The 23,814-nt window shown below is 73.6% G+C and carries 19 protein-coding genes; 10 read left to right on the top strand and 9 right to left on the bottom strand.

From position 1 onward, the window contains the following. Positions 1-174: 174 nt before the first annotated feature. From OG917_RS05455 to fxsA, 4 genes are all read left to right on the top strand, one after another. A complete protein-coding gene (locus OG917_RS05455) occupies positions 175-615 on the top strand; it encodes an Lrp/AsnC family transcriptional regulator (RefSeq protein ID WP_164266613.1) in 441 nt (146 codons plus the stop codon). Between the two features lie 66 nt (positions 616-681). Beyond that, positions 682-2,322: an amidohydrolase gene (locus OG917_RS05450; RefSeq protein WP_328316389.1), complete on the top strand. Its 1,641-nt coding sequence runs from the start codon at positions 682-684 to the stop codon at positions 2,320-2,322. Positions 2,323-2,863: 541 nt separating this feature from the next. Further along, complete coding sequence (locus OG917_RS05445; protein ID WP_328316388.1) at positions 2,864-3,631, top strand: polyprenol monophosphomannose synthase; 768 nt, start codon at positions 2,864-2,866, stop codon at positions 3,629-3,631. A gap of 46 nt (positions 3,632-3,677) precedes the next feature. Continuing rightward, the gene (fxsA, locus tag OG917_RS05440; RefSeq protein ID WP_328316387.1) at positions 3,678-4,262 is read left to right on the top strand and encodes an FxsA family membrane protein; all 585 of its coding nucleotides are present in this window, start codon (positions 3,678-3,680) and stop codon (positions 4,260-4,262) included. Between the two features lie 242 nt (positions 4,263-4,504). Here fxsA and OG917_RS05435 read toward each other — a convergent pair whose 3' ends face one another. From OG917_RS05435 to yczE, 4 genes are all read right to left on the bottom strand, one after another. Continuing rightward, entirely contained in the window at positions 4,505-4,879 is a 375-nt protein-coding gene (locus OG917_RS05435) for an RNA polymerase-binding protein RbpA (RefSeq protein WP_161311542.1), read from the bottom strand. Between the two features lie 247 nt (positions 4,880-5,126). After that, a complete protein-coding gene (locus tag OG917_RS05430) occupies positions 5,127-6,500 on the bottom strand; it encodes an MFS transporter (protein WP_328316386.1) in 1,374 nt (457 codons plus the stop codon). Between the two features lie 17 nt (positions 6,501-6,517). Continuing rightward, positions 6,518-7,282: a glycerophosphodiester phosphodiesterase family protein gene (locus tag OG917_RS05425; protein WP_328316385.1), complete on the bottom strand. Its 765-nt coding sequence runs from the start codon at positions 7,280-7,282 to the stop codon at positions 6,518-6,520. Further along, positions 7,279-7,908, bottom strand: coding sequence for a membrane protein YczE (gene yczE / locus OG917_RS05420; protein WP_328316384.1), 630 nt, complete (start codon positions 7,906-7,908; stop codon positions 7,279-7,281). Before yczE ends, OG917_RS05425 begins: the two co-directional genes overlap by 4 nt. Before the next feature lie 123 nt (positions 7,909-8,031). On the opposite strand from yczE, the gene OG917_RS05415 reads away from it, so the two are divergent. Next, the gene (locus tag OG917_RS05415) at positions 8,032-9,531 is read left to right on the top strand and encodes an SCO1417 family MocR-like transcription factor (RefSeq protein WP_328316383.1); all 1,500 of its coding nucleotides are present in this window, start codon (positions 8,032-8,034) and stop codon (positions 9,529-9,531) included. A gap of 6 nt (positions 9,532-9,537) precedes the next feature. On the opposite strand, the gene OG917_RS05410 is transcribed toward OG917_RS05415, so the two are convergent. Next, a complete protein-coding gene (locus OG917_RS05410) occupies positions 9,538-11,202 on the bottom strand; it encodes an ATP-binding protein (RefSeq protein WP_328316382.1) in 1,665 nt (554 codons plus the stop codon). Positions 11,203-11,242: 40 nt separating this feature from the next. Then, a complete protein-coding gene (locus OG917_RS05405) occupies positions 11,243-11,437 on the bottom strand; it encodes a hypothetical protein (protein ID WP_328316381.1) in 195 nt (64 codons plus the stop codon). 228 nt (positions 11,438-11,665) lie between these two features. Here OG917_RS05405 and OG917_RS05400 point away from each other — a divergent pair, with 228 nt between their 5' ends. Beyond that, positions 11,666-12,058, top strand: coding sequence for an ankyrin repeat domain-containing protein (locus OG917_RS05400; RefSeq protein WP_328316380.1), 393 nt, complete (start codon positions 11,666-11,668; stop codon positions 12,056-12,058). Between the two features lie 200 nt (positions 12,059-12,258). Further along, the gene (locus tag OG917_RS05395; protein WP_328316379.1) at positions 12,259-13,677 is read left to right on the top strand and encodes a HEAT repeat domain-containing protein; all 1,419 of its coding nucleotides are present in this window, start codon (positions 12,259-12,261) and stop codon (positions 13,675-13,677) included. A gap of 71 nt (positions 13,678-13,748) precedes the next feature. On the opposite strand, the gene OG917_RS05390 is transcribed toward OG917_RS05395, so the two are convergent. Genes OG917_RS05390 through OG917_RS05380 form a run of 3 tightly spaced genes read right to left on the bottom strand, consistent with a single transcriptional unit; the run spans position 13,749 to position 16,145 of the window. Next, on the bottom strand, positions 13,749-14,690 hold the full coding sequence (locus OG917_RS05390; protein WP_328316378.1) for a biotin-dependent carboxyltransferase family protein: 942 nt from the start codon (positions 14,688-14,690) through the stop codon (positions 13,749-13,751). Continuing rightward, positions 14,687-15,307 carry a 5-oxoprolinase subunit B family protein gene (locus OG917_RS05385; protein ID WP_328316377.1) on the bottom strand — a complete coding sequence of 207 codons (621 nt, stop codon included), beginning with the start codon at positions 15,305-15,307 and terminating at the stop codon, positions 14,687-14,689. Before OG917_RS05385 ends, OG917_RS05390 begins: the two co-directional genes overlap by 4 nt. Before the next feature lie 49 nt (positions 15,308-15,356). Further along, a complete protein-coding gene (locus tag OG917_RS05380) occupies positions 15,357-16,145 on the bottom strand; it encodes a LamB/YcsF family protein (RefSeq protein WP_328316376.1) in 789 nt (262 codons plus the stop codon). A 193-nt stretch (positions 16,146-16,338) separates the two neighbouring features. On the opposite strand from OG917_RS05380, the gene OG917_RS05375 reads away from it, so the two are divergent. The 3 genes from OG917_RS05375 (at position 16,339) to OG917_RS05365 (ending at position 23,790) form a co-directional block, all read left to right on the top strand. Further along, positions 16,339-17,865: a hypothetical protein gene (locus OG917_RS05375; RefSeq protein WP_328316375.1), complete on the top strand. Its 1,527-nt coding sequence runs from the start codon at positions 16,339-16,341 to the stop codon at positions 17,863-17,865. Between the two features lie 112 nt (positions 17,866-17,977). Further along, on the top strand, positions 17,978-18,877 hold the full coding sequence (locus OG917_RS05370; protein ID WP_328316374.1) for a hypothetical protein: 900 nt from the start codon (positions 17,978-17,980) through the stop codon (positions 18,875-18,877). Positions 18,878-18,924: 47 nt separating this feature from the next. Next, complete coding sequence (locus OG917_RS05365; RefSeq protein ID WP_328316373.1) at positions 18,925-23,790, top strand: hypothetical protein; 4,866 nt, start codon at positions 18,925-18,927, stop codon at positions 23,788-23,790. Positions 23,791-23,814 lie beyond the last annotated feature (24 nt).

Here is a 23,814-nt window from a genome sequence, read left to right as displayed (position 1 = left end):
CAGAAACTGTGGTCTCGACCACAGCAAGCACTTCCCGTCCGGTGTCCGCGGTAACCGCGCGTCCCCCGCGGACACGGTCCGGAGGCTGTGGTCTTCGTCACATGTCAGCGCCAGGTGCCCTCGGCGGCCCTCTCCGGCTGTGCCGGAGAGGGCCGGGGCCATAGGTTGATCCGTATGGAGGAGCTGGATCGCCGCATCGTGGAGTTGCTCGTCAAGGACGGGCGGATGAGCTACACCGACCTGGGCAAGGCCACCGGCCTTTCGACATCGGCGGTGCATCAGCGCGTACGCCGTCTCGAACAGCGCGGAGTCATCCGCGGCTACGCCGCCGTGGTCGACCCGGAGGCCGTCGGGCTGCCGCTCACCGCGTTCATCTCGGTGAAACCCTTCGACCCGAGCGCCCCGGACGACATCGCCGAGCGGCTCGCCGGGGTCCCCGAGATCGAGGCCTGCCACAGCGTGGCGGGGGACGAGAACTACATCCTCAAGGTGCGCGTCCCGACGCCGCTGGCCCTGGAGAACCTGCTGACCAGGATCCGCTCGCTGGCCGGGGTCTCCACCCGCACCACCGTCGTGCTCTCCACCCCTTACGAGGCGCGGCCCCCGGAGATCTGACCAGCCCCGGCCCCGCGTACGGGCCCCCTGCGCGGATCGTTCCGCGCAGGCGGGAGACTGTTCTCCATGACCGAGAGCACCGCCCCCCAGACCGACCACCGGACCGTACTGCTGCGCGGTGGAGACATCCACAGCCCCGCAGACCCCTTCGCCACCGCGATGGTCGTGGAACGCGGGCACGTCGCCTGGGTGGGCTCCGAAGGGGCGGCGGACGCCTTCGCCAAGGGTGTCGACGAGACCTTCGACCTCGAAGGGGCCCTGGTGACCCCGGCGTTCACCGACGCGCATGTCCACACCACCTCGACGGGGCTCGCCCTCACCGGCCTCGACCTGTCGGCGGCCAGGACCGCGCAGGAGGCACTGCGCCTCGTACGGGAGCATGCGGAAGCCCGCCCCGGCGACCGGGTGCTGCTCGGCCACGGCTGGGACGCGTCAGGATGGCCGGACGGGCAGCCGCTGTCCCGCACCGCGCTCGACGAGGCGGCCGGCGGCCGGCCGGTCTATCTGCCGCGGGTCGACGTCCACTCGGCCGTGGTCTCCACCGCCCTGCTCGACCTGGTCCCGCGGGTCACCTCCCTCCCGGGGTACCGCCAGGACGCCCCCCTCACCGGCGCGGCGCACCACGCCGTGCGCGCAGCCGCCCACGCGCAGATCACCCCGGAGCAGCGCACCGGGGCGCAGCGCGCCGCCCGCGAGCGGGCCGCCTCGCTCGGTATCGGCGCGCTCCACGAGTGCGGCGGGCCCGACATCTCCGACGAGGACGACTTCACGGCGCTGCTCCGCCTCGCCGGGCAGGAGCGGGGGCCGCGCGTCTTCGGCTACTGGGCCGAGCGCGTCGCCGGCGCCGGGGACGCACAGCGCATCAGGGAGCTCGGCGCGATCGGCGCGGCCGGCGACCTCTTCGTCGACGGCTCCCTCGGCTCGCACACCGCCTGCCTGCACGAGCCGTACGCGGACGAGGCCCACACCGGCACCGCACACCTGGACGCCACCGATATCGCCGCCCATGTCACCGCATGCACCGAGGCGGGACTCCAGGCGGGCTTCCACGCCATCGGGGACGCCGCACTCACCGCGGTCGTCGACGGAGTACGGGCCGCCGCCGGGAAGCTCGGCCTCGCCCGGGTCCGCGCTGCCCGCCACCGCGTCGAGCACGCCGAGATGCTCACCCCGGAGACCGTCGCCGCCTTCGCCGAGCTGGGGCTGACCGCCTCGGTCCAGCCCGCCTTCGACGCGGCGTGGGGCGGCGACGACGGCATGTACGCCCAGCGGCTCGGCACCGGCCGGGCACGGACCCTCAACCCGTACGCCGCCCTGCTGCGGGCCGGAGTGCCGCTCGCCTTCGGCTCCGACAGCCCGGTCACCCCGCTCGACCCCTGGGGGAACGTACGGGCGGCCGCCTTCCACCGGACCCCGGGCCACCGGATCTCCGTACGCGCCGCTTTCGCCGCGCACACCCGCGGCGGCTGGCGGTCCATCGGCCGGGACGACACCGGGATCCTCGTACCCGGCGCCCCGGCCGACTACGCGGTCTGGCGCACCGCCGACCTGGTGGTGCAGGCCCCCGACGACCGGGTGGCCCGCTGGTCGACCGACCCGCGCTCCGGTACTCCGGGGCTGCCCGACCTCACCCCCGGCGCCGAACTCCCGGTCTGTCTGCGGACGGTGGTCTCCGGACAGACGGTCTTCGTGAGGCCGAACGAGTGACATCGCGGTATTTCGTGCGGCCGATCGATGCCGGAAATCCTCTCGCACCACCTGGGTCTCCTCCGTACTGACCTGCCCATTCATCAGAACACCGCAGGTCGGGCGAGTGTTGACAGAAAGCGGCCACCGGCGGGTAGGTTCGGCCGAGTCCACCACAGGACGTCCGACCGGCAAACCTCCACGCAGTCGTCGAACGCCGCTGGGTCATGGGGCGGTACGCCGGAAGGCGCGCCACCACCGGGAGCCAGGTTCAGCGCCCGCGCCTCGGGGGCGAGGGAGGTTTCAGCCGGAAGGGGGTCCGCCCTGCTCCTCCGGAGTTCGCGGGCAGGTGCGACCCGGGTGGGGCCCGGACGTTCAGTAGACAACGGCTCTCGGTCGACCCGCAGCCAGCGGGCCCCAGGTCGGCCCGAAGGACGCCGGGCCCCGATCCGAAGTTCCCTCCTCCTGCCGGGAGTCGGCCCCCCGCAGACGCGGCTGCGTTCCGCCCCTCCGTCCCTGGATAAGGTGATGGCTCGGCGTAGGGACACAGTGAGGGGCAGTAGTGAACGACGGCGGTGAGCGGCGGTTCGGTCCGCTCGGCAAGGCCTTGGTCATCATTCCGACCTTCAACGAGGCCGAGAACATCAAGCCGATCGTTGCCCGGGTTCGCGCCGCGGTGCCGGAGGCGGACATTCTGGTCGCCGACGACAACAGCCCGGACGGCACCGGGAAGATCGTGGACGAGCTGGCCGGGGACGACCCGCAGATCCAGGTGCTGCACCGGAAGGGCAAGGAAGGTCTCGGTGCCGCGTACCTCGCCGGCTTCCGCTGGGGCATCGAGCACGGCTACGGCGTCCTCGTGGAGATGGACGCCGACGGCTCGCACCAGCCCGAAGAACTTCCCCGGCTGCTCATCGCGTTGAAGGGTGCCGACCTGGTGCTCGGCTCGCGGTGGATGCCGGGCGGACGGGTCGTCAACTGGCCCAAGTCCCGGGAACTGCTCTCGCGGGGCGGCAGCACGTACTCGCGGCTCCTTCTCGGCGTACCGATCCGCGATGTCACCGGCGGTTTCCGGGCCTTCCGCAAGGAGACCCTGGAAGAGCTCGGCCTCGACGAGGTGACGTCCCAGGGGTACTGCTTCCAGGTGGACCTCGCCCGGCGGGCCGTCGAGGCGGGCTGCCATGTCGTGGAGGTCCCGATCACCTTCGTCGAGCGCGAGATCGGCGACTCCAAGATGAGCAAGGACATCGTCGTGGAGGCGTTGTGGCGGGTGACGGCCTGGGGGGTCGGTGCGCGGGCCGGGCGGCTGATGGGGCGGGAGTCCTCCTGAGCTCCCCGGCACGCCATCCGTGCGCGCCTGCAGGCACACTGGGAGCATGACGACCGGCACACAGCCCCCGACCGCTCCCAGACGCTCCCGGGCGCGCACCTTCGTACCACTGGGCGTCGCCGTCTGGGTGATCCTGGAGATCTGGCTGCTGATCCTGGTGGGCGACGCGGCGGGCGGGCTCACGGTGCTCTTCCTGCTCGTGGGCGGCCTCGTGCTCGGCGCCGCGGTCGTCAAGCGGGCCGGGCGCCGGGCCTTCCGCAATCTGACCGAGACGGTCCAGCGGCAGCAGCAGGGAGCGGCGGGGGCAAGACCGGCGCACGAGCGGGAGAGCGGCGGGAACGGCTTCCTGATGCTCTCGGGGCTGCTCATCATGGTGCCCGGTCTCCTCACCGATGTGGCCGGGCTGTTCCTCCTGATCCCGCCGCTGCGGTCGGCGCTGAGCCGGTACACCGAACGCACCCTGGAACGCCGGCTCGGCAGGGCCGCGCCCGGCACCGTGGGCGGCGCCTTCCAGCAGGCGCGGATGCACCGCCCGGACGGCAAGGTCGTCCAGGGCGAGGTCATCAAGGACGACGAACGGCCGGGCCCCCGCGGGGACGACGAGGGTCCGCGCCCGCCGCTGACGCCCTGAAGCGACGCTCCGGGCGGTGGCGGAGGGGCGCGCGCGACAGCGCACTCCGCCCGGTGCACGCCCCTCCGCCGGGCGCACCCGGGCACGGGCGTGCACGCTCCTCGGCCGGGGTGCACGCCCCTCCGCCGGGAGCAGCAGAGAGCTGCCGGGCACACCAAAGAGCTGAGGGCCCCGGCACACCCTGAAGTGTGCCGGAGCCCTCAGCTCCTGATGCAGTCGTGCTGTACGCGAACGCCTGGGCGTTACGCGGACTTGCGGCTGTCCCGCGGATGCACGGCAATGTTCATGGCGCCGGAACGAAGGACGGCCAGCCTCTCGGCCAGCACCTCCTCCAGCTCCTCGCGGGTGCGCCGCTCCATGAGCATGTCCCAGTGCGTGCGCGCGGGCTTGCCCTTCTTCTCCTCAGGGCCGTCCCCGTCTACCAGGAGTGCCTGGGCGCCGCACGCCTTGCACTCCCACTCCGGCGGAATGTCCGCCTCCACGGAGAACGGCATCTCGAAGCGATGTCCGTTCTCGCATGCGTACTCCACCGCCTGGCGCGGGGCCAGGTCGATGCCGCGGTCGGTCTCGTAGCTGGTCACCACGAGGCGCGTGCCGCGAAGAGCTCGCTCACTCATGAATCGTGCCTCCCGGGCTTGTCGCCCACAGGACAGGTGTCGCTGTCGTCGTCATCCGGTCAACGTCCGGTCGGCGGTAAAGATTCCCGTTGCGGGTCATACGTCGCCCGTCGTGCCGCCCCTTGTTGTACCCATCAGTGACCTCTTTGTCACATCTGCTCAGAGATGTCACCCTGCGATTTCACTGATGATCACGCAGTAACGGTCCGCCTGATGAGCCAAGGGCGTACACTACCGGCCTTTCACTTCAATGCCTAAACCCGCTCGGTACCGCGTTTCCCGCCGCTGCCGCGGCCTCCCTCACAGGTACCCGTGCCAGCAGGAAGAAACCCAGTACGAAGAAGACCACCAGCGAGATGATCGCGGCACGATAACTGCCGGTCAGCTGGTAGGCGAGCCCGAAGACCAGGGGGCCGAGCCAGCTCAGCCCGCGGTCGCTCATCTCGTAGGCCGAGAAGTACTCGGCCTCCTTGCCCTCCGGCACCATGTGCGAGAAGAGCGAACGGGAGAGTGCCTGGCTGCCGCCGAGTACCGCGCCGATCGCCGCCGCCAGCGCGAAGAACCAGACGGGCGCCCGTGCGGGCAGGAAATATCCGGCGCCGAGGATCAGTGTCCACACGGCGAGCGAGCCGAGGACGGTCCGCTTCGCACCGTGGGTGCGCGCCAGCCGGCCCATGCCGAGCGCCCCCGCCACCGCCAGCACCTGCACCAGCAGGATCGCGGTGATCAGCGTGGTCTGGCCGAGGCCGAGCTCCTCCGAGCCGTACACGGACGCCTGCGAGATCACGGTCTGGATGCCGTCGTTGTAGACCAGGTACGCGAGCAGGAACGCGAGCGTCAGCGGATAGCGGCGCATGTCCCGCAGCGTCCCGATGAGCTGCCGCCAGCCTGCGCCGACCGCACGGCTCCCTGCCGCGGGACCCGTCCGGCGGTCGCGCAGCCTGCGCAGCGGTATCAGCGTGAACGCGCCCCACCACACACCGGCCGACGCCAGGCAGATCCGTACGGCGGTCGCCTCCGACACCCCGAAACGGGCGTGGCCGGAGTAGAGGACCAGATCCAGTACGAGGACGAGGGCGCCCGACGTGTACCCGAAGGCCCAGCCGCGCGAGGAGACCGTGTCGCGCTCCTCCGGCGCCGCGATCTGCGGGAGATACGCGTTGTAGAGGACCATCGAGACGGCGAGCGACGAGTTGGCGACGATCAGCAGCGCCGAGCCCAGCAGGTAGCGGTCGCCGTCCAGGAAGAACATCCCGGCGGTGGCCGCGGCGCCCAGATACGCGGCCCCCGCGAGCAGCGGCTTCTTCCGGCCCGTCCGGTCGGCGACCGCGCCGGCCAGCGGCATCGCCAGCACCGCGACGATGACGGAGACCGAGACCGTGTAGGCGAAGACCGACCCCGCGCGCAGCGGGATGCCGAGCGGATGGACGTAGCCGCCGGCGTCCGCGGCGGCCCTGGCGACAGAGGTCAGGTACGGGCCGAGGAACACCGTGAGCACACTGGTCGAGTAGACCGAGGAAGCGAAGTCGTAGAAGTACCAGCCGTGCTGCTCGCGCCGGCGGCCGGCCGCAGTGGTCGCTTCGGCGGTGCCGACCGCGCCGTTCGCGGTTCCAGCGCTCACGCCGCGCCCCCTGATCGTCAGTTCCACGCCCCCCGTGCGGTGAGGACCGCACGCAGTGACTCAAGATGATCGGTCATGATGCCATCCACGCCGAGGTCGAGGAGCGCGGCCATCCGCCCGGGGTCGTTGACCGTCCAGACGTGCACCTGCAGTCCGCGGGCGTGCGCGGCGCGTACGAAGCGCCGGTCGACCACCCGGATCCGGCCGTGGAATTCCGGGACCTGCGCGCAGACGCCACCGGCGCGCAGGACGGCCGGGACCCCGTAGGAACGCAGCCGCAGCGCGGCGACGCCGCTCATGCCGTACGAGGTGGCGAGGCGGCGGCCCGCCAGGCGGGCCGCCGCCGCCACCCGGCTCTCCGAGAACGAGCCGACGCACACCCGGTCCCAGGCACCGGTCCTGCGGAGCAGACCGATCAGGGGGGCGAGTGCGGGCCCGGCCTTGACGTCGATGTTCCAGCGGGCGTCGGGGAACTCCTCCAGAAGCTCCTCGAAGAGCGGCAGCGGCTCGGTGCCCGCCACCCGGGCCCGCCGCACCTCGCTCCACGGCAGGGAGGCGATCGCGCCCCGCGCGTCCGTCATCCGGTCCAGGGTCGCGTCGTGGAAGGCGACGAGCCGGCCGTCGGCGGTGGCGTGCACATCGGTCTCGAAGTAGCGGTAACCGGCGCCGCCGGCCCGCCGGAAGGCGGCCGCGGTGTTCTCCAGGCCGTCCGCCGAGCCGCCCCGGTGGGCGAACGGGATGGGGCCCGGGTGGTCCAGGTAGGGGTGTCGCGTCCTCGTCACTCGGGCAGTATCGCCTGCGCGGTGGCGCGGGCCCGCGGCGCGGACTCCCCGGCCGGGGCGGGCAGCGCGAACACCCGCAGGAAGATCTGGGCCAGCGGCCCGATGGCGAGTGCGTAGACGACGGTGCCCGCCCCGACGGTCCCGCCCAGGGCGAAGCCGGTGGCGACGACGGCGATCTCGATGGCGGTGCGCGACGTCCGGATGGAGAGACCGGTCAGCCGGTTCAGCCCGGTCATCAGGCCGTCCCGCGGTCCGGGGCCGAAGCGGGCGGAGATGTACAGACCGGTCGCCGCGCCGTTCAGCAGGATGCCCGCGGCCATCAGCGGGATCCGGCCGGGCAGTCCGTGAACGGCGGGGACCAGGTCGAGGGTCGCGTCCATGGCGATGCCGATGACGAAGACATTGGAGACGGTACCGAGCCCCGGCCGCTGCCTGAGGGGGATCCACAGCAGCAGTACGGCGGCGCCGACGATGATCGAGACGGTGCCGATCGTCAGACCGGTCAGCCGGGCGAGGCCCTGGTGCAGTACGCCCCAGGGCTCAAGGCCGAGGCCCGCGTCGACGAGCAGCGCGGAGCTGACCCCGTAGAGCGCCAGGCCGACGTAGAGCTGCACAAGCCTGCGCATGACATTCCTGGACAATATGGTCCCTCTCGGTGGTGGCTGGTCGTAGTGGACTGGTACGTGACACTCTGTGGCTTGGGATCCGAGGCCAGCCATGGCCAATTCCGGGAAGGTGGACTGAATTCCATGACGCAGTGGACTTCGGCGGTCGGTGCGGCGCAGCTGGCCCGCCAGCTCAGCACCCAGCAGACACGGCCGGCCGGCCCCGGCACGCGCAAGCCGCCCGCCTACCGGGCGCTGGCCGACGGCATCAGAGTGCTCGTCCTCGAAGGCCGGGTCCCGGTGGCGGCCCGGCTGCCCGCCGAGCGGGAACTGGCGGTCGCCCTCGCGGTGAGCCGCACCACCGTGGCCGCCGCCTACGAGGCGCTGCGTACGGAGGGCTTCCTGGAGTCCCGGCGGGGTGCGGGCAGCTGGACCGCGGTACCGGCCGGCAACCCGCTGCCCGCCCGCGGCCTTGAGCCGCTGCCGCCCGAGACGCTCGGTTCGGTGATCGACCTCGGCACCGCGGCGCTGCCCGCCCCGGAACCCTGGCTCACCCGCTCGGTCCAGGGGGCGCTGGAGGAGCTGGCGCCGTACGCGCACACCCACGGGGACTACCCGGCGGGACTTCCGGCGCTGCGCCAGAAGCTCGCCGACCGCTACACCGCGCAGGGCATCCCGACCATGCCCGAGCAGATCATGGTGACCACCGGGGCGATGGGCGCCATGGACGCCATCTGCCATCTCTTCGCCGGGCGCGGCGAGCGCATCGCCGTCGAGTCGCCCTCGTACGCCAACATCCTCCAGCTGATGCGCGAGGCCGGGGCCCGCCTGGTGCCGGTCGCGATGGCCGAAGGACTCAGTGGCTGGGACCTGCCCCGGTGGCGGCAGGTGCTGCGTGACGCGGCACCCCGTATCGCCTACGTCGTGGCGGACTTCCACAACCCGACCGGCGCGCTCGCCGACGAGGACCAGCGGCGCGGACTGGTGGACGCGGCACGCTCGGCCGGCACCGTCCTGGTCGTGGACGAGACCATGGCCGAACTGCGGCTCGACGAGGACACCGAAATGCCGCGCCCGGTCTGCGCGTTCGATCCGGCGGGCAGCACGGTGCTGACGGTGGGCTCGGCGAGCAAGGCGTTCTGGGCCGGTATGCGGATCGGCTGGGTGCGCGCCGCGCCCGACGTGATCCGCAGCCTGGTATCCGCGCGGGCCTATGCCGACCTGGGGACCCCGGTCCTGGAGCAGCTGGCCGTCAACTGGCTGATGAGTACCGGGGGATGGGAGGAGGCGGTCGGAATCCGCTGCGCCCAGGCCAGGGGGAACCGTGACGCACTGGTCGGCGCCGTCCGCAGGGAACTGCCCGGCTGGGAGTTCGACGTGCCGCACGGCGGTCTGACGCTCTGGGTGCGGACGGGCGGGCTCTCCGGATCCCGGCTCGCCGAGGCCGGCGAGCGGGTCGGCGTCCGGGTCCCCTCCGGGCCCCGGTTCGGGGTCGACGGGGCCTTCGAGGGGTATGTGCGGCTGCCGTTCACGGTCGGGGGCCGGCTGGCCGACGAGGCCGCGCAGCGGCTGGCTGCCGCGGCGCGGCTGGTCGAGAGCGGCGCGGGCACCGGTACCGACGCCCCGCGGACGTTCGTCGCCTGACCTGGGTCAGCCCTCGGCCGCCACCGGCGCCACCGTCATGGGGCGCGGATCGGCGGGCGCCGGTTCGAGCGGGACGGATTCGAGCGGGACGGATTCGAGCGCGACGGATTCGGGCGCGACGGATTCCGTGCACGGCTGTTCCGGCCCGGGCACCGGGTCCGCCGCGCCCGGCCGGGCGGGGAGCAGGTCCAGTACGGCCCGGCGGTGCGCCTCGCTGGTCGCGTCGTCGTACGGGTCGGGGGTGGCCGGGACCTGGAGACGCAGTACCGGACCCGACCCGAGCCGCGCGTAGCCGCGACCCGGCGGGGTACCGGGCGTCGGCGTGGTGTGCGGCGGGGCGCCGAGCAGAGCCCCGATCTGGCCTTCGGCCGCCGAACCGAGCACGACGCGGGCGCGGGTGTGGTGCCGGACGGCGTCGCTCAGCGTGTCCACCGCGTCGGTGTGTTCGGCCACCACCACCGTGACGCTCGCCGTCCTGCCGTGCCGCAGGGGGACCTGCAGCAGTTCCTGGGGGTCGGTGCGCCCGTCGGCCGCTGCCAGGTGCCCGAAGACGCTCGGCCGGTCGACCAGGATCCACAGCGGGCGCCTGGTGTCCTCGGGCGTGGGATGCCCGGACTGCCTGGCCCGGTTGGCCGTGATCAGCCGCCGCTCCGTCTCGTGCGCGGCCCATTCCAGGGTGGACAGGGCCCCCGTGAGCCCGCACTCGACGGCGAGCACCCCGGTGCGCCCGGTGAGGCAGGCGTACTCGCCCGTGCCGCTTCCCTCGATGATGACCACGTCGCCGTGGCGCAGGGCCTGGAGCGCGAGGGAGCGCAGCAGTGTGGTGGTCCCGCTGCCGGGCTCGCCGGCGACGAGCAGGTGCGGCTCGGTGGAGCGCGCTCCCGTCCGCCAGACGACGGGCGGTGCGTCGCTCCGGCTCTCGCCGTCCTGGACCGGCACGGTGCGGCGTACCGCGTCCGGGTCGGTGAAGCCGAGTACCGTCTCGCCCGGTCCGGTGACGAAGGGCTGCGCCGCGATGGTGGTGGAGAGGGCGGGCAGCACGTTCATGGCGAGCCGGTTGCCCTCCTCGTCCCAGTCGAAGCGGTACTCGCGTCCGCGCCCCGACTTGGCGTGCAGAAGCTGTTCGATCCGGGTGCGGGAGGCGGCTTCGCCGTCGGTGAAGTGCGCCGGGTACGCGACGTTCAGCGCGGTGAGCCGCCCGTCGCCGTCGAACACGAAGTCGCTGAAGGCCTCGTCCCACGCGCCGCCGTGGCTGAAGAGGGGAGCCGGGTCCTCGGGGACGGAGAAGTACGGCACCAGGGCCTCGTACAGCGCCTGGAGCCGGGCGGTCTCCGCCTCGTCGGGCCCGGTCTTCTCCACGGTCCGCTCGTGCCCCTTCCAGGCGGCCGCGGCCATCACCGTGATCAGGGCGAGCAGCGGCCCGTACGGGATGAGCGCGACCACCAGGACGCAGGCCGCGACGAGGAACAGCGCGGGACCGCGCCGGTCCTTGGGCGTCGCGGCCCACCGCTGCCGCCCGGCCGAGGCCAGCCTGCGCAGGCCCCGTCCGATGGTGATCAGCGGATGGAGGACATCGGTGGCGCTGTCGGCGGCCGTCCGCGCGATCTCGCGGCTGCGGGTGATCGATGCGCTGCTGCTGCTCAGAATGCGGGGAAGTGGTCGCCGGGCCACAGCTGTCTCCTGGGGTGAGAGGGAAAGCGATTACCGAGGGTCAGAACTTGATTCCGCCCAGCATGCTGGCCAGGCTCGCGCCGCCTGCCGTGATGCTCGGTGCGATGGCGGTGCCTGCGACATAGAAGCCGAAGAGGGCGCAGATGAGCCCGTGCGAGGCCTTGAGTCCGTCCTTCTTGAAGAAGAGGAAGGAGATGATTCCCAGCAGTACGACGCCGGAGATGGAAAGGATCATGAGTGTTCTCCTGGTTGGGGGGACAGTCACCATGAGTTCTTCCAGGTTCACAGAAAGTATCTATACGATTAAAGGTGCAAATGGGTTAAATGTCGTCTAATTCACCCGACTGGCCGACGTGACCCCCTGGGCCGTGCCCGGCGCGAGGGGCGGGCAGTAATCTGTCGGTTCACTCGTACGGCTGTCATGCCGTGCCCCGAGGTCACGGTATGGAAGGCGGTACGCGCGATGAGCGAGGCTCCCGATCCCGAGGTGGTCGAGCTGGCGACCAAGGTCTTCGACCTCGCCCGGCAGGGGGAGACCGCCGCGCTCGCCGCGTACGTCGACGCGGGCGTCCCCGCGAATCTCACCAACGACCGCGGGGACACCCTCGTGATGCTCGCCGCCTATCACGGCCACGCGGCGGCCGTGGAGGCGCTCATCGCCCGGGGCGCCGAGGCGGACCGGGCCAACGACCGGGGGCAGACTCCGCTGGCCGGAGCGGTCTTCAAGGGTGAGGACGGGGTGATCCGCGCACTGCTCGCCGGGGGCGCCGATCCGGAGGCCGGGACTCCGTCCGCGGTGGATACCGCCCGCATGTTCGGGAAGACGGAGCTGGTGGAGCTCTTCGGCGCACAGTGACCGGCCTGTCGTAAATGTGGTCGCGGTGGCGATATGGCTGGGTCATCATGACGTCGCGGGTCCACATCGGACCACCGACGAGAGGCAGAGGAAGATGAACTGCACCAAGCAGATGACAACGGGCGGCCGATCATGTTGTTGCGCGGCCAGGTAATCCACGTATCCCGGTTGCGTCTACGGCTTGATGTGAGGCTTCTTCCATGATCGATCCAGTCATAGCGCCGAGCGGCACCTTGCTCGGCCTGCTCCAGCGGGGCCGCGGCGACGGCACGCTGCACGCGCTCGCCGCACCGCGCAAGGAAGCGCTGGCCGCCCTGAACCACTGCGTCCTGAGTGACCCCCGCCACGACTGGCAGGTCGAGAACCGCTCGCTCTACTACGCGCGGCTCTATCTCGATCTCGACGGCGGGCTCGGCGAGATCGAGCGGCACCTCTTCCTCCCCGACGACCACTTCGTCACCGAGGACAGCAGGACCGGGCTCGCGCTCGCCGTGCTGGGGCATCTCGCCTCCTACGACAGGCCGGACGCGCTCGCCCTGCTGCGGCGGTACGCGGCGACCGGGTCCAACTGGGCCTGGGCGCTCGACGAACTCGCGCTGCGTGACGACGACGCCGGGCTGCGCTCCCTGGCCGTGCCGGTACTCGGCCGCTTCCCCGGCACCGCGCAGGGCGAGGCCGAACTGGCCGCCGCCGTGCGCGACGCCTACGAACCCAGGCCCTGGCGGCTCTGGGCCGACGACCCCCGCGCATCCGTCGGCGCCCGTGTCCGGGCCGCCGGGGAACAGGGGTCCTTCGACCGCTGGCAGCGGCAGATGCGCCCGACGGGACCCCGGCCCGGCTGGAGTGTGCAGGCCGTCTTCGACTGGGCGCAGCAAGGCCTCGACCGCGGCAGCGAACTGCACCTGCCCGCCGCCCGCTGTCTCACCGCGGTGGCCGGACCCGGGGACCGGGAGGCGATCGTCGACGCCGCCCGTGACGGCGCGGACGGAGCCCGCTGCGCGGCGCTGCACTATCTCGCCGAGGCACGGGACCCCGCTGTGCTGGACCTGATCGAAGCGGCGGTGGACAGCCCCTCCCGCACGGTCGCCGAAACCGCCGTGGCCGCTTTCGAGCGGATGTGCGGCGACGAAGCGGTCAGCCGGGCACGCTGCTGGGTGCAGCGGCCCGACGCGCTGGGCGCATCGGCCGCCGGAGTGCTCGCCGCCCGCGGCGGGACGCAGGACGCGCACCTGGTCCTCGGCGCGCTGCGCGAGACCGTACGCGGCGACGGCCCGGACGCGGCCCCGCTCTGGACGCTCGTCGACGGGGCGGGCCGGCTCGGCATCGCCTGCGCGGCGCCCGTCCTGCGCCATGTGTACCGCGAGACGGCCTCCTCGCATCTGCGCGGCAGCGCGGCCCGCGCACTGGCCGCCACCGACCCGTCGTTCGGCGCGGGATTCGCCGTCGAATGCCTGTGGGACTGCGAGGAGACCACCCGGGAGGTCGCCGCCCTGCACGCCGCGACCGGCGACATCCGGGTGGTCGACCGCCTCAGGCGGCTGGCCGCCGACCCCGCCGAGGAGGCCGAGGTACAGACCGCGGTCCGCAGCCGGATCGGCACCGAGGGGACCGCGGTCTGACACGGCCGCGCCGCCGGTCCGGCGCCGGACCGGCGGCCGGTTGCCGGAGTGGGTCCCGCGGGTCCGTACGGTCAGCGCGGGTGCGGGCCCGCGGGGCCGTCCGCCGGATCCGTACGGCCGTGCACGGGAAGGAACACCACCGGCGTCCCCGGCACGGCCTGCGCCGCAGCCCCCAGCCGGTCCACGGGGACGACACCCAGCACCGGGTAACCCCCGGTCACCGGGTGATCGGCGAGAAAGAGCACGGGCAGCCCGTCGGGCGGCACCTGCACCGCGCCCAGCACCATCCCCTCACTGGGGAGTTCGGCGCTGTCCGCACGGCCGAGAGGCGGCCCCTCGGTGCGCAGACCGATGCGGTTGCTCGCCGCCGAGACCCGGTAGCCGGCTTCCGGCAGACCCCGCAGCGCCGCATCAGTGAAGCGGTCCGCACGGGGGCCCAGGAGCAGCGGAAGCACCAGCTCGGCCGGGGGAGCGGGCAGCGGCACCGCGTCCACCGCACCCGGCGGCCGGCCCGGGACGCCGAGCGGCAGCTGCTGTCCGGCCTCCAGCGGCGCGGGACCCAGCCCGGAGAGCAGGTCGGTGGCCCGGCTGCCCAGCACCGGCCGCACGGCGATCCCGCCGCCGAACGCCACATAGCTGCGCAGCCCGCCGACGGCCCCGCCCACGTCGAGCACCGCACCCGCGGGCACCCGCACCGGCGCGCCCCAGGCAGCGGGGCGCCCGTCGATCCGTACCGGACACGGCGCTCCGGTCACCGCCGCCGTGACGTCCGTACGGACCCGTACCGCCGTGCCGTCGAGAGTGGTCTCCAGGGTGGCGCGGTCCGGTCCGTTCCCGGCGAGGAGGTTGGCCAGCCGGTGCGCGTCCGCGTCCAGGGCGCCCGACCTCGGCACGCCGAGATGCGCGTACCCCGGGCGCCCGAGGTCCTGCACGGTGGTGAGCGTCCCGGGACGCACCACATCGAGCGCCCCCGACGCCGCTCCCGCCGGTCCCCGGCGGCCGGTTGTGCTCATACCGGCTCCGCGGTGGTGAACCGCACCCGTGCGCCGGGGACCAGCAGCGCCGCGGGCTCGCGGTCCTGGTCCCACAGCACCGCGCCGGTGGTGCCGATCAGCTGCCAGCCGCCGGGGGAGGCGCGGGGGTAGATGCCCGCGTAGGTGTCGGCGAGCGCCACCGAACCGGCGGGCACGGCCGTCCGGGGCGAGGCGCGGCGTGGCAGCCGGAGCCGCTCGGGCAGCCCGGACAGATAGCCGAAGCCGGGGACGAAGCCGCAGAAGGCGACCCGGAAACGCAGTCCGCCGACGATGCCGGGCACCTCTTCCGGTGCCACCTGCCAACGCCGTGCCACCTCCGCCAGATCGGGACCGTCGTAGCGCACCGCGATCTCGATCTCCGGACCGCCTGCCCCCGCGGCCGGCGGCACGGTCCACGCGGGGAGCAGGGCGGCCAGCTCCCCCGGGCGGGCCAGGCCGTCCAGCAGCACGGTCCGGGCGGCCGGCACGATGTCCGTCACCGGGGGGAGCTCCCCCGCGTCGCGCCTGCGCAGCAGCTCCGCGTGGAAGGCCTCCGTCCCCGCAGCCGACTCCAGCTCGACGAGCAGGGCGTGTTCGCCCACCGGAATTACTCTCATCCGCGCCGCCCTCCGTGCGTCCGGTGACTTCTCCCGCGTCCCGGCGCCGTCACGCGAACGGCTCCAGGGTCACACCCGCCGCGAGCAGTTCACGGCGGACCCGGAGCGCGATGTCCGCGGCCCCCGGTGTGTCGCCGTGCAGACAGAGCGACCGTGCGTCGACGGTGACGTGCTCCCCGGTGGCCGCGGTCACCGAGTGGCCGCGCACCATGGCCACCGCGCGGGCGACGACCGCGTCCGGGTCGTGCACCACCGCGCCGGGCGCGGTGCGCGGAACGAGGGTGGCCTGCGCGGTGTACGCCCGGTCGGCGAAGGCCTCGGTCACGGTGGGCAGTCCGGCATCCGACGCGGCCGCAAGCAGCCGGGAGCCGGGCAGCCCGAGCACCGGCAGCGCGTCCCCGGCCAGCCGTACGCCCGCCACGACCGCGCCCGCCTGCTCCTCGTCACCGACGGTGCGGTTGTAGAGGGCCCCGTGCGGTTTGACGTACGACACACGGCTGCCGGCGGCTCGCGCGAAGATGTCCAGGGCGCCGATCTGGTAGGCGACTTCGTCGGCCAGCTCGCCGGCCGGGACATCCATCGCCCGCCGCCCGAAGCCCGCCAGGTCGCGGTAGGAGACCTGGGCGCCGATGCGTACCCCGCGCGCCGCGGCGAGCTCGCAGACCCGGCGCATGGTCGACGGGTCGCCCGCGTGGAAGCCGCAGGCGACATTGGCACTGGTGACGACGGAGAGCAGCGCCTCGTCGTCGGTGAGGGTCCAGCGGCCGAATCCCTCGCCGAGGTCGGCGTTGAGATCGACGACGGCCGGGGCGGCAGGGGGCGGGGCGGTCGTGCTCATACGGCTCCCTCCGGGAGCGGGACGGCGGACTTCCCGGCACAGGCCCGGGGTGGAACCGGGGCGGATACGGGGAGAGTCCGGGGGTGCGGGGGAGGTCGAAGCCTAGCCGCCGGAGACCGGGGAGGCCCGGCGGACAGGCGCCCCATCCGCGCCGTTTCGACCGTTGTCAGTGCGAGGACCTAATCTGTGCAGCGTGACTTCGCCTGCCCCGACGGAATTCATTCCGCCCCAGCTCAGCGCGGGGCCGCGGCCCGCACCGGGCCCGGCCGCCGACGAAGGGCTGGCGCGGCGGCTGCGCGCGCTCGCCTGCACGGCCCCGCTGCACGACCTCGACGTCCGCAAGGCCAATCTGGCCGGCGAGTACACGGTCTACGCGATGGCCGAGGTGGCCCTCGCCGCGATCGATCTGGTCACGCTCAACATGGACTTCGACACCGGGGCCGACCACGACCAGATAGTGGCCAGACTCCTGCCGCGGGTCGCGGCGCAGGCCCCGCGGCGCCCGGCGGACGAGCACGAGCGGGTGGCCCGCTGGGTGCTGGAGAATCTGATCAACGTGGGCAGCGTCGACCGCGGGTTCCGCGCGGTCTACGGCACGTTCGGCCCCGACGGCGAGTATGTCCGCCGCGACTACGACTTCAAGCTGGTCGAGGAAGTGCCGGGCCACGGCGGCACGGTGTATCTGCGCACCACCGACGAAGCGGTCAACGTCCTGGTGGGCGCCCTCGATACCGATGTCACCAGCGCGCAGATCGCCGCCGAGGTGAAGCTGGAGGCACTGATCAGCCGCGGCAGGCTGGCCGACGCCCAGCTCGCGGCGGAGCACGCCAGATACCGGACCGTGCAGTACGCCGAGACGCTGCGCAGGACCCTGGAGGCGACCCGGCGCAATGTCCGCGCGGTCGACTGGCTCAGGACCGTGCCGGACATGATCGACGAAGCCCTCGGCCACGTGGCCGACCGCTACCGCCACGAGAACGCGATCCTCACCAACATCCGCAAGGCCAGGGACGAGACGGAGGAGCCCGAGCACAAGCGGCGCGCCGCCGAGCTCGTCGACATCGTCAAGGACTGCATCCGCCGCCACACCCAGCTCCAGTCCCGGCTGCTGGAGGCAGGTCCGCTCTTCCGCGCCGAGCAGGACCGGCAGGCCTTCGCCCCGCCGGCGGTGAGTTCCGGACTCGATCTCTACGGGCAGCTGGTGGCCCCCGTGCTCCCGCTGCCGCTGGAGCAGGCCATCCGCGTCACCGATGCCTTCTTCGCACGGGGCGCCGGGCTGCGGACCCCGGTGTCGGTCCGGGTCGGGGACCTGGTCGACATCCTGCTGACACCGCCGGCCGAGCGGGAGCACCTGGGCGCTGAGATGCCGGAGCCCGACCTGATCGCGACACCGGACGACAGCCGGTTCAGCGAGGCGCAACTGGCGGCCGCGAAGGAGCTGCTCGACCTGGAGCACGACGCTCCCCGCAGGCTCTCCGGCCTGCTGGCCGAAGCCCGCCTGCGCGATCCCGAACTGCCCTATCTGGTCGCTCTGCTCGCCATCCACGCGGCCAGCCCCCCGGTCGGCACGGCGTACCGGCAGGGCGAGGAACGCCTGCTCTTCGCCGTGGACGACGGCACCGATCTGGACGACCGCGAATTCGGCGGCGCGGACCTGATCGTGGGGACGGCCCTGCTCGACACCGCCGGCATGGCCGCAGGCCGGACGGAGTCCGTATGACCCTCCGGCAGGACGTCCGCCCCGCCCGGGGGTCCCGGGCCGGAGTTCCCGGATCGCGCCGTCCGCGGCCCGGTAAGCAGCACCGCACGACACCGACCGAGGAGCAGCAGCTGTGAGCGAGACCCACGCCGAGCACACCGCGTGGAGCGAGCCCGGCCGGCCCGGCGCCGGCCTGCCGCCGGGCGGCTCCGCGGTGACACCGGCCGACGCGGCGGACGCGGCCCGTCTCGTCGCCTTCGGACTCCAGCCGAAGCTCCTGCCCGCCAGGGACGCCGAGTACGCGGAGCTGTTGCGCCGCTACCGCGACGCGCCCGCCTTCGCCCGGCTCGCCGACGCGGTCGCCACCGGGCTCGGCCTGGTCGTCCTGGAGGTCTCGACCCGGGCGGGCATGGCGGTCGCCGCGGGGGAGGACTCGGTCTTCGCGGTACGCATGGGCGATTACGCACGCCGCGCCGCCGCCGACTCGGCCGACCGCTTCCTGCACGGGCTGGCGCATCTGGCCGTCGCCGCGATGGCCTTCCCGCGCCCGGAAGACCTCGCCGACGACGGGTACATCGGCCGGATCACGGTCAACGGCGTCGACGCGTTCGTCCGCCAGGCCTGCCGCCGTCTGGAGGAGCGGGCCGGCGAGCAGGGGGAGAACAGCGACCCGGCCACCGACGCCCCCGGCCTCGAAGCCGCCTGGCGGGTGTACGCCAGGCGCAGTTCCACCGGAGCCACCAAGGACGCCAGACGACTGGCCGGCTCCACCACCGGGATCGTCGCCAAGGCCGTCGTCTTCCTGACGGACTCGGGGTTCCTGCAGCGGACGGGCGACGACGCCGGGGGCGCGTACCGCACCACCGCCCGCTATCAGCTCCAGGTCCGCGACATGGCGGGCAGCGCCGCCATGGCCGAGCTGCTCGACCTCGGCGTCGTGCCGGTGACCGACGGCACCGCCACCCTGGTGCCGCCGTCCGGCGCCGACGACCTGGAACTGACCGCCGACGCGGGCCTGCCCTTCCACTCCTGACCAGCCCCGAGCCCCATCCCGCATCACAACGACGAGAGTCCGCCGCCATGTACGAGCTGTCCCGGGTCCGCCTCTACTCCATCGGGCCTGCCGGTGCGCGCTACGCCGACACCGTGCTCGACCTGCGCGGAGTGGGCGCCCCCGTGCCCCATCCGGCCCCGGCGCAGGCGGAGTTCTTCGAGGCCGAGCCGGTCGGGCCGCCGCGCCGCCCCGCACCCGCGGGTGTCCTCTTCCTGGAGAACGGCGGCGGCAAGTCGGTCCTGCTGAAGCTGATCTTCTCGGTGATGCTGCCGGGGCACCGCAACACGCTGGGTGGCGCAAGCTCCGGCGTCCTGCGCAAGTTCCTGCTGGCCGACGACTGCGGCCATGTCGCCCTGGAGTGGCAGCACACCCTCACCGGTGAGCTCGTGGTGGTCGGCAAGGCGAGCGAGTGGCGCGGCCGGCAGGTCTCCAGCGACCCGCGGAAGTTCGCCGAGGCCTGGTACTCCTTCCGGCCGGGCCCTGGGCTCAGCCTCGACTCCCTCCCGGTCGCCGAGGCCACCACCGTACGACCGCCGGCCGAAGGCGTCTCCGGCGCGCGGGGCAGGCGCCGCACCATGAAGGGCTTCCGGGACGCGATCACGGAGGCCGGCAAGTTCTATCCCCATCTGGACGTGTACTGGGAGGAGATCCACGACCGCTGGAACGAACACCTCGGCGATCTGGGCCTCGACCCCGAACTCTTCCGCTACCAGCGCGAGATGAACGCCGACGAGGGCGAGGCCGCCGGGCTCTTCGCGGTCAAGAAGGACTCCGACTTCACCGATCTGCTGCTGCGTGCCGTCACCGATACCCGTGACACGGACGGCCTGGCCGACCTCGTCGGCAGTTTCGGCAGCAAGCTCGGCCGCCGCGCCGAACTGACCGCCGAGCGGGACTTCACCGCGGGCTCGGCCGACCTGCTCGGCCGTATCGTCGAGGCGACGGCGGCGCGTTCGCGCTCCCGGGACGTCCACGCGGGCGCCGAACGCCGTACGCGCACCCTCGCCCGCAGACTCTCCGCCCGTGCGGCCGAGGAGCGCGGCCGCGCGTCCGACCTCGCCCAGCAGGTCACGTCCGCCGCCCACACCGTGACGCAGGCCGAGGAAGCCCGCGGTCGCAGCGCCCTGATCGCCGCTGAACTGGCCTACCGGCATGCCTCGTTGGCACTGACCGTGGCGGAGAAGTCCGCGGCGGCGCAGCGCCGGGAGCTGGCCGACGCACGCACCTTCCACTCGGCGTGGCAGGCGGCCGAGGCGGTACTGCGGCACCGGGCGGCGGCCGACCGGTCCGCCCGGGTCGCCGTGGCCATCCGCGAGGCGGAGCGGGACGCGGCCCCGGCCCTGGCCGCGCGGGCCACCGCGGCCACCGACCTGGTACGCGCGCTCCACTCGGCGGCCGAGAGCGGTGAACAGCTCGCCAACGAGGGGGAGGAGCGGGCGGCCACGCTCCAGACGGTGGGCGAGGCCGCGCACCGTGACGCCACCGCGGCGGCGACCGATGCGCAGCGCGCCCGCAGTGAGGCCGGGCACCTGCGCCAGCGCCTCACCGAGGTCGGACAGGAGACCTCCGAGGCCGTCCGCGCGGGCTGGCTGGACGACACCGAGCCCGACGCCGACCCGGCGCGCGCCGCCCTGGCGGCCAGCGACGCGGAGAAGACAGCGGTCGCCGCCTGGGGCACGGCCCGCGAGCAGGCCGGTGCCACGGCGGACGAGGCCAGGGAGGCCGCCTCCCTGGAGAGCCGGGCCGACCTCGCCGCCGCCCGGGCCGCGGACGCGGCACGCGCCGCCGAGCACGCGTACGAGACGGAGCTGCGCACCGCCGAATCCATCGCCGCCGAGAACCGGCTGGCCGAACTGCTCAGCCTGCCGTCGGCGCAGGCCGTCGCCGGGCTGCCACAGCCCCGCAACGGCGCCACACCCGCGGAGGCGGCCCGTCCCCGGGGCGTGGACACCGCGGTCACGGCGGGCGACACGGCGGGCGGCGCCACCGGCAGGACCGACCGGGGCGCCGCACCGCAGGACGCGCCCGGTGCCGCAGGCGCCACCACCCACGGGGCGGAGAGCCGGCCGCGTACCCTCCCGCGGGGCCCGCTGACCGCCGCCGAGCTCGACCGCAACGCGGAAGAGCTGCGGGACCTGCTCGACGCGGGCGTCGCATCGGCCGAGCGGCAGCTGTTCGAACTGCGCACCGCCGCCGCGGACGACTCCCGCATCCTCGGAGCCCTGGGGGACGGCGGGCTGCTGCCGCCGGGACCCGATGTACTGGCCACGGTCGAGTTCCTGGGCGAGCACGGCATTCCCGCCCTGCCCGGCTGGCGCTATCTCGCCCAGGCGGTGGACCCCGCCGACCACGCTGCGGTGCTGGCCGCCCGCCCCGAGCTGGTCGACGGAGTCGTGATCACCGACCCGGCCGCACACAGCCGGGCCAGGTCCGTCCTCGTCGGCGCCGCCCTGCTGCCCCGCTCCGCGGTCGCCGTCGGTACCGCGTCCGCTCTGCTGGCACCGGTGCCGGGGCCCCGCCCGCCGGGGGACGCGGACGGCGATGTGTTCCTCGTACCGCCGAACCCGGCCATGCACGACGAGCACGCCGCCGACGAGGAACGGCATGCGCTGCGGTCCCGGGCGGCCGCGCGCGACGAGGAGATCCGCGGACTCGCCGCCCGGCTCGGCGGTGACCGGACGCTCGCCGCCCGGCTCGGCTCCTGGCGTGCCGCCTGCCCGCCCGGCACACTCGCCGAACTCGCCACGGCCGCCGCAGGCGCCGAGGAGGCGGCCGCTGCCGCCACCGCCGCCCTTGAGGAAGCACGTACGGCCCGGGCCGAGGCGGACGAGGCGGCTGCCGACGCGGCCCGGGTGCGCGACGAGCGCCAGGACGCCGCCCAGCGGACCCGGCGGGTGGCCGACGCACTCTCCGGACTCGCGTTCCGGCTCCGCGAGCGGGCGGGCTGGCAGGTCACCCTGCGCGAACTGGGGGACGAGGCAGCCGAATCGGAATCCAGGGCCGCCACCTGCCTGGAGCGAGCCAGGGCCGCCGACGAGGACCGCAGAGCGGCGCAGCGGGCCGCCGACGACGCGCGCCGCACCGCCCGCGCGCTGCGCGCCGAGCGGTCCGAGATCGCCGGCGTCCCCGAAGACCTGCCGGAACCGGAAGAGGGCGCCGCGCGCGCCGCCCTGCCGGCCCTGCGCGAGGCCTACCGCGCCGCATCCCAGCTGTACGAGAAGGTCGGCGTGGGAGCCGACCTCCGCGCCGAGCAGGCCAGGGCCGAGAGTGACGAGAGCGCGGCCCGCGCCGAGCTCGACCGGCTCTCCAACAAGGTCCGTACCCGCGCCGCCCAGCTCCTCGAATCCACCGACGGCGCCGACGGCCCGTCCCGGCAGGCGGCCGCCGCCCGCGCGGAGTCGCTCGTCCAGATGCTGGAGACCCGGGCGTCGGCCGCGAGCGAGCAGCTCGGCCGGCTCCGCGGCGAGGCGGAACGGCTCGCGCCCGCGGACGGCGCCGGCGCCCATACCGAGCTGCCCGGCGGACAGGCGCCGGCCGACGCGGACGCCGCCCAGGCCCTGCTGCGTACCGCAACGGCCGAACTGGGCTCCCGCACCGATGCGCTGGAGACCTCTCGCGCGGCCCACACCGAACTGCTGCGCGCCCACCGGGCGTCGGAGGACGCGGCGGGCGGCTTCGACGAATCGGCGGCGCTGCTGCGGGACCTGCTCCGCGACCCGCACCAGGACGACGAGAGTGCCGACACCGCGCCGCCCGAGCCGTACCCCGGCAGCCAGGAGGAGGCCCGCGAGTCGGCGGCCGAGGCCCGCCGGGCGCTGCGTGGCTTCGCCACCGAGCTGTCGACGGCCGAGTCGGCCGTTCGGGAGGCGAGCGATGTCCTCGTACGGCATGCCAACGCCACCCGCTACGAGCAGGTGCGCACCCCGGCACGCCAGCAGATCCGTGAACTGCCCGCCGCCGCGCTCCCCGAGCACGCGGAGAAGTGGGCGGCGGCCTTCGCCCCCCGGCTGCGGGTGCTGGGCGATGAGCTGGAGCAGCTGGAGCGCAACCGCGACTCGATCGTCGACCGGCTGCGCGGCCTGGTGGAGTCCGCGCTCACCACCCTCCGCTCGGCCCAGCGGCTCTCCCGGCTGCCGGAAGGCCTCGGGGAGTGGTCGGGCCAGGAGTTCCTCCGGATCCGTTTCGAGGAGCCCGACCAGGCCACCCTCGCCGAGCGGCTCGGCGAGGTCATCGACGAGGCGACCAGCGCGGCCCTGAAGAAGAACTCCGATCTGCGCAGGGACGGTCTTTCGCTGCTGCTGCGGGCCGTCCACGCGGCGCTCGAACCCAGGGGGGTGGCCGTCGAGATCCTCAAGCCGGACGCCGTGCTCCGTGCCGAGCGGGTTCCCGTCGGTCAGATGGGAGATGTCTTCTCCGGCGGACAACTGCTCACCGCGGCCATCGCCCTCTACTGCACGATGGCCGCCCTGCGGAGCAACGACCGCGGCCGCGACAGGCACCGGCACGCGGGGACGCTCTTCCTCGACAACCCGATCGGCCGGGCGAACGCCACGTATCTGCTGGAGCTCCAGCGCGCGGTCTCCGACGCACTCGGCGTCCAGCTGCTCTATACGACAGGGCTGTTCGACACCACCGCACTCGCGGAATTCCCGCTGGTCATCAGGTTGCGCAATGACGCTGACCTCCGGGCCGGGCTGAAGTACATCAGCGTGGAGGAGCATCTGCGGCCGGGGCTCCCCCAGCAGGACCCCGGCGGGGAGCAGGTGCACGGCGAGATCACCGCCACCCGGATGTTCAAGCGCAACCAGGCAGCCCAGGCGGTGGCGACGGGCAAGCCCGGCCCGGCCGACCGGACGGCGGACAGCCGGGCGGAGGCCGGCGGACAGCCCTGAGGCCGGGCGCCGCGGCAACCCCGA

Source organism: Streptomyces sp. NBC_00388 (assembly GCF_036061255.1).
In the GTDB taxonomy this organism is placed as follows: Bacteria; Actinomycetota; Actinomycetes; order Streptomycetales; family Streptomycetaceae; genus Streptomyces.
Note: the sequence above shows the minus strand (reverse complement) of the source record. Positions and strands in the feature narration are given on the sequence as shown.